Origin of the sequence: Priestia sp. YIM B13489, assembly GCF_042787645.1 — a bacterium.
In the GTDB taxonomy this organism is placed as follows: Bacteria; Bacillota; Bacilli; order Bacillales; family Bacillaceae_H; genus Priestia; species Priestia megaterium.
Genome location: NZ_JBHZOQ010000053.1, coordinates 4173253 through 4190056 on the forward strand (window position 1 = coordinate 4173253; position 16804 = coordinate 4190056).

A 16804-nucleotide genomic window follows, 5' to 3' on the forward strand; every position below is an offset into this window, starting at 1 on the left:
AACGCGCCACGGTACTTATTCTTCAATTAAAAGATACAGCAAATCTCCTTCAACAGACGCTTCGTACGTGTCGACACATCCGCTGTCAGGCTCTTGTACGTTACCGTCATGCAAGCAAATTTTCCAGTCGTGCATCGGACAGAACACCGAGTCGCCGCTCACAATTCCTTCACTTAGCACCCCGCCTTTATGCGGACAGCGATTTTCAATTGCCCGGATTTTTCCGCTTGATAGCTTAAACACCGCAATTTCTTTTCCGTTTACTTTCACTGTTTTACCTAGGCTTACCGGAAAATCATGAATCGACCCTACGCATACTTTTGTAATGTTTTTATTCACCATCTTTATTTCCCCCCAGCTTTATGATGTAACAACTGTTTCGAACAGCTCTTTTTTCGTCTTTTTGCTTTCGACGATTTCTTTCCAAGGATCACGATACGTAGATAACGCTTCGTCCATACGCATATTCAGCTCTCTTCTCGTCTCAGCGTCATCAAGCACGGACTGAATGTGCGAAAGTCCCATGCGTTCAATCCATGCAGACGTACGCTCTAAGTAATTAGCCGTTTCCCGGTAATACTGCAAATAAGCTCCTGTAATGTCCATCAATTCTTCGTCTGTTTTTACTTTATACAATAAATCTCCTCCGCGAAGATGCGTACCTCCATTTCCGCCCACGTAAATTTCCCAGCCGCCGTCAATTCCAATAAAGCCAATATCTTTAATACCTGACTCAGCACAGCTTCTCGGACAAGCAGATACAGCCATTTTCACTTTATGAGGCGTCCACAGTCCTTCAAATTTTTTCTCAAGCGCAATTCCAACGCCCATTGAATCCTGCGTGCCAAAACGGCAAAACTGTTCGCCGACGCATGTTTTCACCGTCCGCAGCGACTTACCGTACGCGTAGCCAGAAGGCATATCTAACTCTTCCCATACGCTAGGCAAATCTTCTTTTTTAACGCCAAACAAATCAAGACGCTGACCACCTGTCACTTTTACGAGCGGAATTTCATATTTATCAACAACATCTGCAATTTTTCTTAAATCTTCTGCATTTGTGACGCCTCCGTACATGCGAGGAACAACAGAATACGTGCCGTCTTTTTGAATATTTGCGTGCATGCGTTCATTCACAAATCGTGATTCGCGTTCATCAACGTATCCGGTTGGATTCACCATACCTAAATAATAGTTTAGCGCCGGACGGCATTTCGAACAGCCTTCTTCATTATTCCAGCCAAGTACATTCATCACTTCACGCGTATGCGAAAGGCCCTTTGCTTTGATTTCTTCGACAACTTCATCTCGTGAAAGAGTCGTACAGCCGCAAATCGCTTCTTTTTGAATCGCCGCGTCAAAGTCAGCGCCAAGAGTATGCTGAAGCACTTCCGCTACAAGCGGTTTACATCCTCCGCAGGAGCGAGAGGCACTTGTACAAGCTTTGATTTCATCAACCGATGAGCATCCTTGTTTTTGGATAGCTTCCACAATCGTACCTTTTGTTACGCCGTTACAGCCGCAAATAATATCATCGGCGCTCATGCTTGCTACTAAGCTTTCACCCGCGTTACCTCCAGATGGCTGTAAAATCGACACTTTTGCGACATCGGATACATCTTCTTGCTTTTGAATCATTGAAAACAGTCGATTTCCGTCGCTGCTTTCTCCAAAAAGAACAGCTCCTACAATTTGATTGCCTCGCAAAACAAGCTTTTTATAAATGCCGTCTTGTTCATCAAACACTTTGATCGCTTTTTTCTCTTCATCTTCCATGAAGTCTCCTGCGGAGAACACTTCAACACCTGATACTTTTAGCTGCGTGGATAAAACTGACCCTTCATAAGGAACTTTTTCTGCCCCGCAAATCGCTTTTGCTAATGCTTTTCCTTGTTCATACAGAGGTGCCACCAGCCCGTATACCATTCCTCTATGCTCTGCACATTCTCCAACCGCGTAGATGTTTGGAATATCCGTTTGCATATAGTCATTTACAACAATTCCTCGATTTACGTTAAGTCCCGCTTCTTTTGCAAGCTGAACGTTTGGCTTAATTCCAACGGCCATCACGACTAAATCAGCGTCTAAAAACGTCCCGTCCTTAAAAGATAATCCTTCAACTCGCTCATCGCCGACGATTTCCGCCGTTTGTTTTTCAAGCAAAAACTTCATGCCTTGTTTTTCTAATTCGTTTTGAAGCAATTTGCCGGCTGTTGGATCAAGCTGGCGTTCCATTAAATACGGAGCTAAATGAATCACAGATACGTCCATCCCCAAATTTAACAGTCCGCGCGCTGCTTCTAATCCAAGGAGTCCGCCTCCAATAACCGCTGCTTTTTTATACTGCTGAGAAGCCTGCAGCATTTCATCCGTGTCTTTTATATCTCGAAAAGCCGTAACTCCTTTTTTATCAGACCCTGGAATCGGAAGAATAAAAGGAAGAGAGCCCGTTGCTAAAATCAACTCATCATACGATTCTACTCTGCCGCTGTTTGTCGCTACTTCTTTTTTCACTGAATCGATACTAGTAACCGTTTCGCCCGTATATAATGTAATATTGTTTTCTTGATACCAGTTCCAATCGTTTAACGTAATGTCTTCAACATTCGTATCTCCTTGCAGCACTTTTGATAGTAAAATACGATTATAGTTCGGATGCGGCTCGCTTCCGAAAATCGTAATGTCAAACGCTTCGCTTGAAACCTTCAATACTTCTTCAATCGCTCGAACTCCAGCCATTCCATTTCCAATCAATACGAGTTTCTTTTTTTGCATCTTCCATTCCTCCCCTGGCGTCTATACCTGCTTGTTTCAAAGATATATTTTCTATGCATCTTTAAAGATATACTTAAGATATATGAATTTTCTGAATCGTTCAACTTATGTGTTAGATTATCTAACACAGTTACGGTATGTATGCGATTCCATTGCTTTAACGACAAGCAAAAAAAATAAGTGGTCTAATTACGTTTTAATTGAGATCATCCTTTGCATTTTATTTTGTGATCTTTTTCACAACATTAATGTAGCAAGAATAAATAACCGGAGCTATGATAAAAATCACTCCTGAATGCTGATAAGCCAAAAATAAAAACTCTAAAGTTCTTTATAAAGAATTTTTTAAACAAACCGTTCTTTATAGTATTTACTATTACTCTCGTATTCTTTATAATGAATATATAGACCTTTATAAAGAACAGAACGGAGAATTAAAATGCCACTCGTAAACATTAAAAAACTTTGGACTCCTTTAGAAATCTTCGGCTTTAAGCTTTATAAGTGTAGAGATACAAAAAGCTACTACTATAAAACGAGGAAAAGTCATAATCTAATAAAATTATAAAAAACAAGCCCTATTCCTTTTCAAATAGGGCTTGTTTTTTTATTTTCCCGTAAACCAATTCACAACGTACTCTCCCCACACCTCATTTCCTTTTTTCGTTAAATTACCGCTGTCTTTATTTATATACTCTCCTAAATGAAAGGGCCAAATAAGCGAGTGATTCATATAATATACCCAGTTTGCTTCAGAGACTCCCCTGATCGCTTCTACCCCTTCTTCATAGGACTCCGTTTGTGAAATATATGGCTGTGACGGCTGAATCATAAGGGTTTTTTTCAAGTCTTTGAGCTGATGAATCAGCTTGTCTGTATTTTCAAGCGTCTCATCTAGCGTAAGGTGCTGATAGTCATTTTTAAGAGGTGATTCAAACAGAATAATGTTTGGCTGAAGCTGATTAATTTGATCGGCAATATGTGAGGATAAAAGCTCATTCGTTGTCCCGTTACCATATGAAAGTGTTTTAACCGTAAATACATCACTTCCATATGTAGCTGCTAGCTCTTTTTTTAACTGCTGAGGCCACCCTGTTTCTTCTGCGGATGTGGCAATTACAAGAGTCAGAGGCTTTTTATTTGCGATAGATGACTGGATTTGCTTTGTGATAAAGTCTGGAAGATTTTTTGTATAAGCAGATACATCGGAAAACTGTTTTTCTTTATGTACAACAGCAGTTTTTACTTCACTTGCCTGCGCTTCCGTTTGCTCCTGCCAGTGCTGCGTCCCCGCATACATCACCGCCCCGCACAAAACAGCCGCCGCCACATTTACCCCAACCATCGCCTTCATTCAATCTCCCCTTTACAAGTTCTTCTTACAATCTCAGCAAATTGCTTTCATAAAGAAGAACTCAAAATTAGTAGCTCCTGCGAATATCCCCTCAAAGGACTCATCCGGATAGGTCTAGCAACTCTATCATCACCGCTCTTCCGTGATGGTAGAGTTGCTACATCGATATAAAAATAATTATAGATTAGTAGAATTTGGAATGGGGGACCTTTCGTACGTAAAATCTCTACAAATACACGTATACTTCGCATATTTCCTAGCGAAACGTGAAGTTTCCGGGGAAATTACGTCACGTTTCTTAAAAAGAAAACATAATGTACGTTCATTCGCACATGTGATCTTCCCCTTGTACAGTAGAGATACCGGCGGAATACAGCAAAAACGCGTTTTTGAAAAAGGAATGCTGCATGCAAAAAAGCTCGTTTGATCAAATCGCTTCATCTTTTCATCCATTAATTGTGTCGATGATTAAAAAATTTCATATTTACAAAGACTACGACGAATATTATCAAATTGCATTGATTGGTCTATGGAGAGCGTATCAAAAATTTGATGAAAGCAAAGGATCTTTTTCTGCTTATGCTTACACAACCGTTCGTGGTACGATCCTTTCTCATTTAAAAGGCACCATTTTATACGAAGAACGCGAAACACCGGCTGAGCAGAACCTGCTTTCACTAAACGAAGATCCCGCTCTTCCCGTTCCGCTAGAAAGTGAAATCATCAAGCAGCATATCGAACACTTAACGGGAAGAGAAAAAATCTATGTAATCGAACATCTGCTAGAAGGCTACTCGTATAAAGATATTGCCTGCAAATACGGAGTCTCCGCGGGAGCCGTTAAAAACTGGGGGAAAGCAGCTCGCAAAAAGCTAAAGGCCTCACTTCTTAGAGAGTAAGAAAAGGAGGAAGCTTATGATAAGCTTCCTCCTTTAGTACACATGTGTAGTCCAAATGATTGTTCATATGTAGGACAAGTTTGTTCCATAAATCGAACGTATTATGCCAAGACAAGCGGGCTTTCTAAACAATAATTGCGAATAACAGCCGCTCTGGCCAGCTTTTTTTCTAAACTATAATAAGAAAGCTTCACTGGGATGAACGTTCCGTCTTTAAAGTGAATCAGCATAGAGGGTGAATGAACTGAGGCAAGCGTATGTGAAGTATGGACGTGAGAGGAGAAAATCCAAGCGCAGCTGTAGTCATTGGGCGAAGATGTAGGAAACGCAATAATCGCTTGTGAACGACTAATGACAAGAGGTGTAAGCTGTTTATAGGGAAATAGTTTTCGAACAGCGGCAATGGATCCTTTAAATGTACTTAATTCTCGAATGCACGCTTCTTCTAATAATTGCTTACACGTCTTGCTTAGCATGTATTCTCCTGCTGCATCCAGCACCTTTGTGCGGTGAATAGGATCATTCACTGGAATTAATGCTTTTGTCGTCAAACCAATTTGATAATTTTCAACATTTGTCATACATCTACCCCCTTTTGCTACTTTATAACTATTCTATACTATCGAAATGAGGAAAATCTAGTCTTTTTTTCTTATCATTTGAAATATTTTGAATATATTTCGTATCAAAGAAAAAAGCGCTGAAACCAGCGCTTTTTCTCTTAGATAAAAATGTCTAAAATAAGAACCATTGCAAAAGCCGCAAATGATAGAATCGTTTCCATCACTGTCCACGTTTTTAACGTTTGAGCCACTGACATATTGAAGAATTCTTTGATTAACCAGAAGCCAGAATCATTTACGTGTGATAGCATTACAGAACCTGCGCCCGTTGCTAGCACCAATAGTTCTGGGCTTACGTTTGGCATTGTTGCTGCAATTGGTGCTACAATACCCGCTGCTGTTGTCATTGCTACTGTTGCTGAACCAACTGCTGCACGAATTAACCCGGCAATCACAAATGCAAGTACGATAGGAGAAAGATGTGCATCTTGAGCAAATCCTGCAATTGCGTCACCTACACCGCTTGCTGTTAAAATTTTATTAAAACCGCCTCCTGCACCGATGATTAAAATAATCGAAGCAACCGGTCCAAGACATTCATTTGTGAATTTTAATAAATCATCTTTGTTGTATCCTCTTGCAAAACCGAACGAATAAAAAGCAAACACTAGCGAAATTAACAGCGCTACGATCGGGCTTCCGATAAAGTTTGTTACGTAGCGAATCGTACTTGTTTCTGGATAAACAAACCCAGTGATTGTTGCTAAAAGCATTAATAGTACTGGAAGTAAAATAGTAAATAACGTAATTCCGAAGCCAGGAAGATCTTTATGCTTTGACTCTGTGAACTGCTCCATGATTTCACCCGTTGGCTCTACGTGAACACGGCGTGAAATGAACGATCCGTAAATCGGACCCGCTACGGCTGCAGCTGGAAATGCCACAACTAATGAATACAAAATCGTTTTACCTAAATCTGCTTTAAAGATATCCACCGCTAGCATCGCTGCCGGATGCGGAGGTACCAAACTGTGAACAACGGCTAAACCGGCAATTAGTGATAAACCGATTTTAATAAGCGACGTACCCGTATGCTTGGCAATTACAAACACAAGCGGAATTAATAACACAACACCAACTTGGAAAAAGACCGGGATACCGCAAATAACGGCTACAACCATCATTGCCCAGTGTACGTTCTTTTCACCGAATACTTTAATTAACGTGCGGGCAATACGCTCGGCTCCGCCTGACTCTGCCATCATTTTACCTAACATCGTTCCAAGACCAAGAACAATCGCGATAAATCCTAAGACGCTCGCTACTCCTTCTTGAAAAGCCGTTACGATATCAGGCAGCTTCATTCCTGAAATAAGACCCATAAACAAAGCCGCGAGAATTAGCGCTACGAACGGATTTGTTTTAAACTTAGCAATTAAAAAGATAAGTCCGACAATCGATACAATTGCATACAGCAAAAGACTTGCTTCATGACTTAATCCGAATACTGAATTCATATGTTCATCCCCTTAGTGTGACCATTTTTCATGTACGTACATCCAAATAATGTATACGCTTTCAAATATTTTCTAAAGTGAACGCACCTCGTACGTTCACTTCTTCCTATTTACTTAATAATTCGACCGTTTCACGAAGCGTTGTTTTGGCTCCGACATTCCCAGGGAAAATGATGTACGCAATGCCTGGAAACTTGCTTTCCTCTCCCGTTACCCATACCGGAATGCCGGGTTTGATTTGTCCAGCAACCGTCGCGCGTTTGACCGATAAGCCGTTTACGCCAATGTCACTTGACGTAATGCCGCCTTTTGCGACGATAAAGTTTGGGCGAACGTTCAAGCGGCGAACAATGCTTGTAACCGCATCTGAAATTTTTACCGATAATTTAAGCTCTTCTTCTTTTTTGCCTTCGCCAAGATCTAAGCGCTCGCGTCTTGTATATACAGCTACCGTTTGACCTTGTGAAATAAGCTTCTCTGCTTCATTGATAATACGATTCACTTCTTCTTCAAACTTTTCAGGTTCTAAGACAAGATGACAATCAAATTCAATAAATTCAATGAAGCTGCATTTCTTCAATTCTTCTAACTGCTCTGTTGTTTTTTTAACATGCGAACCAACCATAATTAATCCGCCGTTTGACGACTTTTCTTTAATGAGCTCTTCTTTTGTTAAAAGGTCTTTGTCGCTCACACCACCCATTACTTTTGTTAGAGCCGCAGCGCTTCGATACATAAAGTGCTTTCCAAGCTTCATCGCGCGAAGAAGTGCAATCGTCACAACTTTCACGTCCACGTAATCCACTGCGTTCACGATTACTTTGTTAAAGTCTTTCACTTCCATTAACTGATTTGTGATCGTCACTAAATCAAGTGCACGAATGCTCCCGAGTGAAATATACGTCGTATGACTTGCTTTGAATTTCCCTTCTGACTTTTCTTCTACCCACTCGCCTAAATGAGATTTACTGTAGCCAAACGTACGGTCTTTTGCAAACTCCGTTTCTCCTGCCGGCACTAAGTAGTCTTCATCTTGGACGTAGTGAATGTTATCAATGGTGAATCGTCCGCCTTCTTTAAAGAAAGGAAAAATCACTTCGCCGTCCAGCACTTGATTGGAATGCTGTTCAACCGTTTTCTTTAACACTTCTGTTTCTAACGGATAGTGACCGCGAAGAGTTGAATCACCTCTGCTGATAATTAAAAACTCTTTATCTACTTCAGCCGCTACTTCTGTAATAACAGCCGCAATGTCCGCGTGGGCTTTTTCCGTTTCAGAAGCGGTAAATCCACGTGAATTCGTTAGAATAAAAAACATAGAGTTTTCTTCTAAAAATCCTTGCTTGATGCTGTCTTTGCTCCAGTCTGTGTACACGGAAATGCCGTTAACGGTTTGAACACCCGTTGGATCATCATCCAGTACGATGATTTTTTGATTAAACGTCAGCAGCTCTTCGTCGAGCATTTTTTGTACAAGTGCTTCATCGACTGCTGGAATGTTTTTAAACACGTCGCTTACAAGACGTTTCTCATCTTGTTTAATCATGCTTCCACCTTCTTTTTCACTTCAACGTTTGCTAATTTTTCATAGTACTGTACAATTCCGCCGTGATCATCGCTTGCTTTTCCGTCTACTTTTAACGCGTGGAAAATTTCCACAAGCTGACTTGAAAGCGGAAGCGGTACGCCAATGTCATGAGCCGTTTCCATCACGTTTGTCATATCTTTTAAGTTAATATCAATGCGTCCGCCTGCTACGAAGTTGCGGTCTAAAATCAGCGGTACTTTTGCATCTAATACAGCGCTTCCAGCTAATCCGCCGCGAATCGCCTGATACATTTTTTCAACGTCAATGCCTGCCTTGGCTGCTAGTACAAGTGCTTCAGACATCGCTGCAATGTTTAAGTTCACAATAACTTGGTTTGCAAGCTTAGCCGTTACGCCGCTTCCGTTGTCTCCAACAAGCGTTATTTCTGCTCCCATCGCATGAAGAATAGGTGAAACGCTTTCAAATACGTGCTCATTTCCCCCGACCATAATCGCAAGCGTGCCGTCAATTGCTTTTGGCTCTCCTCCGCTAACCGGAGCATCTAGCATGTGAATTCCTTTTTGTGCAAGTTCAGCCGCAATTTCTTTTGATGCTACCGGTGAAATGGAACTCATATCGATGATAACGCTTCCTTCTTTGGCGCTATGAATTAACCCTTCTTCTCCAAGCACTACGCTTTTTACATGATGTGAAGCCGGAAGCATCGTGACCATCACGTCGCTGTTCACTGCAACTTCAGCAAGACTTTCTGCTCCAAATCCTCCTGCTGCTTTCACTTCTTCTACTGCTGCTTTATTAATATCGTAAACCGTTACCTCAAAGCCTGCTTTTAATAAATTGAGTGTCATCGGTTTTCCCATAATTCCAAGTCCAATAAATCCAACGCGTTTTGTCATTTTCGTTTCCTCCCCTTGTTGTATACGTTTTCAAATATGTTTTAAAAAATAATGTATACGTTAAAATATTTTTTGTATACATTTCTGATAATTTTGTATACACTCATCATATTCGCATTTTATTTATTTGTCTAGCCTTTTTTTAAATGAAATTTATTTCCAAAAGCGAAACTTTCCGTCCCACCTTTTCACAAGTTATAGTATGATTTGGGTATAAGCGTAAAAAATGATAAAAAATAAAGAGAGAAAGAGACGAGATTTCCTCGTGTCGAATGCTAGAGGTGAAGTAGAGTATGTTAAGAAATCAAGGTTCTCGTTCGTCTCATCACCCTTCTTATGAGATGATTCGAGATAAAATTTTAAACGGTGAGCTTGAAGGCGGTACAAAAATCGTCGAAGAAAAATTAGCGAGCGAGCTTGGATTCAGCCGAACGCCGATTCGTGATTCCATTAGACGCTTAGAATATGAAGGATTGATTGTCCGAAAAAAAGTGGTGTCGCCGACAGAAAAAGATCTACGCAACTTGTTTGAAGTGCGAATGCTGCTAGAAGGCTCAGCTTCTAAAGCCGCGGCAACTTTTTTATCTGACAACGAATTAGAAGAATTAAAGGAATGCGTAGACACCGGAAGAAACGGCTCGTTTGAAGAAATTATGAGCGCAAATGAACGTTTTCACGCCATTATTGTGAACGCAAGCAACAATGACGTAATGATTAATATCATCGACCGCATGCAGTCGATCATTTACTTATTCCGTCATACGGTCGTATTTTACAACCGCCCGTTTTTAATTGACGAACATGAAGAGATTTATAACGCTATTAAAGAACGCAATGCTGAAAAAGCCGAAGCGCTAATGCAAGAGCACCTACAAAAAGACTTAGAGTTTTGCCTGCATTTGCTTCAGCGAAGACAATAAAAAAGCTGCCAATCGGCAGCTTTTTTATACGTACATCTTTTCTTTTACAGAAATATCAGCTAACTGTCCGCTGCTGTTTTTGAACACCACGTGTTTCTTTGAAAACTTCGTCGGTGAATCAATACCGGCTGCTGCTGCTAAATTAAACAATCCTTCACGTAATGACAGCACGTAGTTGCACACGCGGTATGACTTTTCTTCAATAATAAGCGCTTTTTGCAGCTTTGGATCCGTTGTGGCTACGCCTACCGGACAACGATTATTATGACAAACCTGCGCTTGAATACAGCCAACAGAAAACATAAAGCCTCTGGCAATATTAACGCAGTCAGCACCCAGCGATAAAGCCGTCGCAATTTTATCAGCCGTTAACAGCTTGCCCGATGCAAAAAGCTTTACTTCATCACGAACGCCATACTTTTTAAGCAGTTCATCCACAAAAGGAAGTCCTGAAAACAAAGGTACGCCCGCTCCGTCCGCTAATTCTTGAAACGATGCACCTGTTCCACCTTCTGCTCCGTCGATCGTAATAAAATCAGGACCGCTTCCCGTCTCTTTCATATACGCCGCCATTTCTTCAAGATCATTTGTGTTTCCGACAACCATTTTAATACCTACTGGCTTGCCCCCTACGTCTCGAAGTTTTTCAATAAACTGAAACATTTCAGGATACGACGCAAACTCTTTAAAGCGGTTTGGGCTGTCTACCGATTCTCCTGGCTTTAAATTGCGGATTTCGGCGATTTCTTCCGTTACTTTTGAACCGTCTACGTGACCGCCTCTCGTTTTGGCCCCTTGCGCCAGCTTAATTTCAAACGCTTTGATTTGCTTCATTTCACTTTTCTTTTTAAATTCTTCCCATGAAAATTCGCCTTCTTTTGTCCGAACGCCAAAAAGCCCGGGACCAATTTGAAAAATAATATCGACGTTTCCTTTTAAATGATACGGTGACAGTCCGCCTTCTCCCGTGTTCATCCACGTGCCGCCTGCCCGTCCTAATCCTAGTGATAAAGCCGTAATCGCGTGGTCACCAAGCGCTCCAAAGCTCATGCCGGATTGGCCGATTAATCCTTTTACAACAAACGGCTTTTTGCATGAAGGACCTATAACGATCGCATCTTCATCCCGCAAATAAAACGGATCCGCTTCTTTTTCTTCTCGGTGCTCTCTTCGGCTGAATAAGTTATCGGCGTCCATTTTATATACTTTCGTTTTAATTTTTTGCGTATTATCCGCTTTCATTTCGTCGCGCTGCTTTGGAAACACCGCGTTTCGAATGTAGTAGCCCGGTTCGCTAAAATCACGCTCTGAGCCAAATCCCATCATCCGGTTTAGATATTTACCTGACTTAACGGTTTGTTCATATTGATTTCGAGAAAACGGCTTGCCTTCGTTATTATTTAAAAATAAATACTGACGCAGTTCAGGCCCCATTTTCTCAAAAATATAGCGCATTTTCCCGAGCAGCGGATAGTTTCTCAAAACCGAATGCTCTTCTTGTTTTTCATCTTTCATCCAAAGAATAATAGCGATAATAACCGGCACTACAATCACAAGCATCATGACCGCGCCAAAAACAAGTAAAATGATTTCAAATACTCCCATGATATCCCTCCTAAAAAGACTCTCCTATACGGAGAGTCACTGATTAAAGCATTCTGCTTAGTCCTTTACGAAGCGGCGGCATTTCGAGCTCATGTTCTTTAAAGAATTTTTTCATGATGTGCTTCGAATAATTGGCTGCTTGTCCGAATGAAATTTTGCCTGGAAGCGGCGGTTCATCCGCAATAACAACATCAATCACAACAGGAACATTCGCAAGCGCTGCTTTTTCAAACGCTGTTTCGAGCTCCTCGTGTTTTTCAACGCGGTAGCCAATTCCTCCGCATGATTCAGCGAACTTCGCAAAGTTCATCTCACCAAGCTGCGTTTGGTAATCCAAGTGACCTTGAATTGCTTGTTCATATTTAATCATCCCGATTTCACTGTTATTAAGGACGACTACAACAATTGGCAGCTTGTACTTCACAGCCGTCACAAAATCTTGCATGACCATCGTAAAGCCTCCGTCACCGCACACGGCTACCGATTGTTTTTCAGGATGAGCAAGCTTTCCTGCAATCGCAGCCGGGAGTCCGCAGCCCATCGTTGCCAGCCAGCTTGAAATCACAAATTTTTGATTCGTCATGCGGAAATGTCTTGCCATCCATACCGTCACGTTTCCTACATCAACAGATACAATCGCATCATCGTCAACGATTTTTTGCAGCTTAGGAATGACTTGCTGGGGCTTGATTGGCGTACTCACTTCGTTTTCTTCTTTTTCTACGTGCTTCCACCAGTTTTCCATATTAACTTGACACTCTTCTAGGAAACGGCGGTTTTCTTGATAATCTAAATTATGCGTAAGCTGTGACAGCGTCGTTTTCGAGTCTCCGACTAATCCGATAGATACAGGGTAACGTCTGCCGATTTGTGTGGCATCAGAATCCAGCTGTATTGCTTCGACTCCATCTGGTAAAAACTCACGATATGGAAACGAAGTTCCAATCATAATCAGCAAATCGGTTTCTTCCATCGCTTCATACGCCGGCTTTGTCCCAATTTGCCCGAGCTGCCCTAGGTTATAAGGATGATGATCAGGCAGTATTCCTTTACCCGGAAGCGTAAAGATAATCGGCGCCGCAATTTTTTCCGCAAACTGCGCTAATTCAAGCTTGGCGTGCTTGGCACCCGTTCCTGCTAAAATAACCGGTTTTTTTGCGTATTTAATCGCTAGAAGCGCTTTAGCTACATCTTCCGGGTCACTGTGAGAAATTGATTTTGACACATTAGCAATTGGCGTTTTTTCATCAATTTTAATCGTTGAAGACGGAATATCATCTGGAATGACTAGAACCGCAACGCCTTTTTTCGCATAAGCCGTTCGAATCGCTTGCTGCAGCAGATGCGGAAATGATTCAGGCGAATCTACTCGGTGATTAAACACCGACACATCGTCAAAAACACGTTCTAAGTTCACTTCTTGAAACGATTCATTGCCAAGCTTCGCACGTGGAACCTGTCCGGCTAGCACCAGCACCGGTGCACCGTCTGCTTTGGCATCATATAAGCCGTTTAACAAATGAATCGCACCCGGCCCTCCAATCGACAGACACACGCCGATTTTGCCCGTGATTTTAGCGTAAGAAGATGCCGCAAGTGCTCCTACTTCCTCGTGACGGACTTGAATAAACTCTATTTCATCTTTTTCACTGCGCAGATTGTCCATAAAATGATTGATTGAATCTCCCGGCATACCGAAAATGTGATCGATCTTCCATTCTTTTAATACCGACATAGCTGCTTTTCCAGCTGTAGTTTTTATCATATTCAGCCTTCCTTTCTATAACGTTGTTTCTATTCCATACCACAATGAAAGAAAGACAAAACAAGGGACTTTCCCGTTTTTATGGAAAAGTCCCTTGTTTTCAGCTAAATAATTTAAATAAACTAAATTTTTTCATCGGCTCAGGCTCTAATTGATGAACCGGACGACCGTCGATAATCGCTTCTGCATTTTCAATAAAAAAATAAAGTTCTGAAGCACCGTACATATCGGAAATGTAATCATACGCTTTTGAAAGTGAATAGTCGTGGTAATTGCGAGCATGAACGCCCGAGGCAATCACGTGGGCTAAGCGGTATTTAATAAACGTACACGCCGCTTTTCTTTCTTTTTTTCCGTTTAAACCAAGAATACTAGCGGCGCTTAGCTGAATAAGTACGCCTTTTTTAACGAGCTCATACAAACGCTCAGGGTGATCTCGGAAAATCGGGTGACATTCTGGTGAACGAAGAATAGGCACAACGCCTTTTGTTAGAAGATCAGACAGTATCTTTTCAAAATAAGGTGAGACATCACAGTCAGGCAGTGAAAGAAACAAATATTTATCGGTGTGATTAAGCGTAAGAAGCTGATTTCGCTCATAGTTTCGCAGAAGTTGAGGTGATAAAGGGACAAGCTGACCTGGTAATACTTGAAGAGGAATACATGAATTCGTGAGCCATTCATTAGCTGCGTTCACATAGAGAAATAAATGGTGTTTCATGAACTCTTGATCGCTATCATAAAGCGGCGTCGCCACCACGGACTGAACGCCTTGATCCGCTAAGGAGCGTGCCATCTTCAAAAAGCCGTCTACTTCCTCAGGTCCGCTATCGATATTAGGCAATATGTACGTATGAATATCAATCACTTTATTTCCCTCCCTGCGCTTTGTATAGCTCTATTCTACGACGATTTCTAGTGCGAAACTATGTATTCTTCTCGACATTTACCACCACGAACCCCGGAAAACCGCGTACTTTCCTGTCATCTACTTAACTAACAATATTTTACTATCACTCTATGTGAAAACGCAAACATAATTTGTAAAATAACTCCAAATAATGATGATAAAAGAAGGGACTGAAATAGGTCTTTGTATGCAAATACCCTGATTAAATAGAAGTTAATCAGGGTACAAAGGGAAAATTTAAAAGATTCCTAGGAATTTTGTTTTTTTGATGCGTTCAGGCTCTTGTTTATAAACAGCCTTCCCGCTCGCAATAGCCTCTGCATTTTCCATAAAATGATAAAGCTTGCTGTTGCCGTATTTTTTGGACACGGCAGAATAAGCTTTTTGCAGGCCGTACTGCTGGTAATTTTCACGATTCACGCCTGATGCAACAACGTGTGCTAATCCATGATCAATGAACTGATAAGCTGCTTTTTTAGCTTTACTGCCGTTGCCTCCCAGCACACTTTGTGCAGACAGCTGAACGACTGCTCCATTTTTTACGAGCTTGTACAAGTGCGGAGGATTCTCCACAAATAATGAATGGCACTCAGGCTCATTTAAAACCGGTACAATACCTTTTAGCTGAAGCTCGTAAGCAATATTTTCTAACACTTCAATTTCCACATCTTGTGGAATGTGTAAAAACATATATTTTTCATTTTCATTTATTGTCATCGTGTAATACTCTTCATTTGATACAATCATAGTGGTAGAGGCAATTACTTTTTGACCTGGTAAAACGCTTAACGAAATAGAAGATTTTCTTAACCATTCATTTGCAAGATCAACACTTTCTCTACAGCTGGAATCTTTTCCGTCATAAAGAGGTGCTGCTACGACTTCTGTTACTCCTTGTTTCACTAATACATTTGCCATTTCTAAAAATTCTTCTACACTTTTGGGACCACTGTTCACATTTGGCAAGATATTGGTATATATATCTATCATTTTTTTCTCCTCTTTCTATGCCTCAGATCATGGATAGTATTCCATGAATTATATTATATCACAGGGCTTTTTTTCTATCTTCTAGCATAAGTATCTATTTTTGCTCATGCTCTCTTTTGGGATTGATAGACGTTCCTTTTGTATTGAAATGTAACATTCTTTTCTTGAAGAAAATGTTAAAAATAAATAATGGATAATTAACGAGATAGCAAATGAGTAAATATACCTAAACACCGATTGACTTTTCTCTTCTTCTTCGTTTATAGTTTTCCTATATGTGTCTAAAAATGAGAAAATATTGTAGGAGTTGTAGATGAATTTGAAGAAGAAAATTGACATTCTAGGAAGCTGTGTTTCTAGAGACCCTTTTGCTATGTTTGACCATCAATATGAAATTAATGAGTATTTTGCTAGAACGAATATTATATCCCTAGCATCCAAACCTGTTGGACTTTCCATTCGAGGTATCCATATTGAGTCTAAATTCCAGCGTAGAAGTGTATACAATGATCTTAATAAGCTTTTCTTAAAACATGTGGATGAAGAGCCTGCTGATACGTTGATTATTGACTTACTGTCTGAAAGATTAAGACTTATGAAACGTGGAGAGTCTTACATCGCTCTTTCTAAAGAATTTGCTCAATCTAATTTAATGAATGATTTAAAAAGTAAAAGAATTGTAGAGCGCACTGATGAATTGTGGGAAAGCTCTGCCAATAAAATATGCGAAAGAATCAACGCAAGCAGCATTTCAAAAGTCATTATTCATAAAGCGTTTTGGAAAGAAAAATATGTAGATAAAGAAGGAAACGTTCAAGTTTTTGAAAATCAAGACGAAATTCAGCGTCACAATCAGCAATTAGAGTATATGTATACATACCTCGGCAACAAAATTAACAACAGTACATACCTTGAAATAAAAGAAGAATTTATGGCAGATGAAAATCACAAATGGGGTCTTACGCCAAGACACTATCAGCCAACTTATTATGAAAGATTTTTAGAACAGCTTAACGCTTTACTTTTACTTGTTGCAGCAAATTAAAAAATAAAAGCACGCA

At 40.6% G+C, this 16804-nt stretch carries 14 protein-coding genes; 3 read left to right on the top strand and 11 right to left on the bottom strand.

From position 1 onward, the window contains the following. Window positions 1-15: 15 nt before the first annotated feature. The 3 genes from nirD to ACFX4W_RS27445 form a co-directional block, all read right to left on the bottom strand. On the bottom strand, window positions 16-342 hold the full coding sequence (nirD, locus tag ACFX4W_RS27435; protein WP_013055862.1) for a nitrite reductase small subunit NirD: 327 nt from the start codon (window positions 340-342) through the stop codon (window positions 16-18). Window positions 343-360: 18 nt separating this feature from the next. Beyond that, window positions 361-2775 carry a nitrite reductase large subunit NirB gene (gene nirB / locus ACFX4W_RS27440; protein ID WP_237074640.1) on the bottom strand — a complete coding sequence of 805 codons (2415 nt, stop codon included), beginning with the start codon at window positions 2773-2775 and terminating at the stop codon, window positions 361-363. A 607-nt stretch (window positions 2776-3382) separates the two neighbouring features. Further along, window positions 3383-4129 carry an SGNH/GDSL hydrolase family protein gene (locus ACFX4W_RS27445; protein WP_043979805.1) on the bottom strand — a complete coding sequence of 249 codons (747 nt, stop codon included), beginning with the start codon at window positions 4127-4129 and terminating at the stop codon, window positions 3383-3385. Window positions 4130-4536: 407 nt separating this feature from the next. Between ACFX4W_RS27445 and ACFX4W_RS27450 the strand changes: the two genes are divergently transcribed. After that, entirely contained in the window at window positions 4537-5028 is a 492-nt protein-coding gene (locus tag ACFX4W_RS27450; RefSeq protein WP_043979806.1) for a sigma-70 family RNA polymerase sigma factor, read from the top strand. A gap of 101 nt (window positions 5029-5129) precedes the next feature. Here the strand turns inward: ACFX4W_RS27450 and ACFX4W_RS27455 are convergent, their stop codons facing one another. The 4 genes from ACFX4W_RS27455 to garR all read right to left on the bottom strand — a co-directional run bounded on the left by ACFX4W_RS27455 (window position 5130) and on the right by garR (window position 9553). Next, window positions 5130-5609: a competence protein ComK gene (locus ACFX4W_RS27455; protein ID WP_043979808.1), complete on the bottom strand. Its 480-nt coding sequence runs from the start codon at window positions 5607-5609 to the stop codon at window positions 5130-5132. Between the two features lie 140 nt (window positions 5610-5749). Further along, window positions 5750-7108 carry a GntT/GntP/DsdX family permease gene (locus tag ACFX4W_RS27460; RefSeq protein ID WP_034271198.1) on the bottom strand — a complete coding sequence of 453 codons (1359 nt, stop codon included), beginning with the start codon at window positions 7106-7108 and terminating at the stop codon, window positions 5750-5752. Between the two features lie 106 nt (window positions 7109-7214). Continuing rightward, window positions 7215-8654 carry a four-carbon acid sugar kinase family protein gene (locus ACFX4W_RS27465; RefSeq protein ID WP_043979812.1) on the bottom strand — a complete coding sequence of 480 codons (1440 nt, stop codon included), beginning with the start codon at window positions 8652-8654 and terminating at the stop codon, window positions 7215-7217. Beyond that, window positions 8651-9553 carry a 2-hydroxy-3-oxopropionate reductase gene (garR, locus tag ACFX4W_RS27470; protein WP_043979815.1) on the bottom strand — a complete coding sequence of 301 codons (903 nt, stop codon included), beginning with the start codon at window positions 9551-9553 and terminating at the stop codon, window positions 8651-8653. Before garR ends, ACFX4W_RS27465 begins: the two co-directional genes overlap by 4 nt. 293 nt (window positions 9554-9846) lie before the next feature. Between garR and ACFX4W_RS27475 the strand changes: the two genes are divergently transcribed. Continuing rightward, window positions 9847-10473: a GntR family transcriptional regulator gene (locus ACFX4W_RS27475; RefSeq protein ID WP_043979818.1), complete on the top strand. Its 627-nt coding sequence runs from the start codon at window positions 9847-9849 to the stop codon at window positions 10471-10473. Between the two features lie 24 nt (window positions 10474-10497). Here ACFX4W_RS27475 and ACFX4W_RS27480 read toward each other — a convergent pair whose 3' ends face one another. The 4 genes from ACFX4W_RS27480 to ACFX4W_RS27495 form a co-directional block, all read right to left on the bottom strand. Beyond that, window positions 10498-12078: an FMN-binding glutamate synthase family protein gene (locus ACFX4W_RS27480; RefSeq protein ID WP_043979821.1), complete on the bottom strand. Its 1581-nt coding sequence runs from the start codon at window positions 12076-12078 to the stop codon at window positions 10498-10500. A 43-nt stretch (window positions 12079-12121) separates the two neighbouring features. Next, window positions 12122-13843: a pyruvate oxidase gene (locus ACFX4W_RS27485; RefSeq protein WP_043979824.1), complete on the bottom strand. Its 1722-nt coding sequence runs from the start codon at window positions 13841-13843 to the stop codon at window positions 12122-12124. A 100-nt stretch (window positions 13844-13943) separates the two neighbouring features. After that, on the bottom strand, window positions 13944-14711 hold the full coding sequence (locus tag ACFX4W_RS27490; RefSeq protein ID WP_043979826.1) for a tyrosine-protein phosphatase: 768 nt from the start codon (window positions 14709-14711) through the stop codon (window positions 13944-13946). 279 nt (window positions 14712-14990) lie between these two features. Beyond that, complete coding sequence (locus tag ACFX4W_RS27495; protein ID WP_043979828.1) at window positions 14991-15743, bottom strand: CpsB/CapC family capsule biosynthesis tyrosine phosphatase; 753 nt, start codon at window positions 15741-15743, stop codon at window positions 14991-14993. A 313-nt stretch (window positions 15744-16056) separates the two neighbouring features. Between ACFX4W_RS27495 and ACFX4W_RS27500 the strand changes: the two genes are divergently transcribed. Then, the gene (locus ACFX4W_RS27500) at window positions 16057-16788 is read left to right on the top strand and encodes a DUF6270 domain-containing protein (RefSeq protein ID WP_043979830.1); all 732 of its coding nucleotides are present in this window, start codon (window positions 16057-16059) and stop codon (window positions 16786-16788) included. The last annotated feature ends 16 nt before the right edge of the window (window positions 16789-16804 follow it).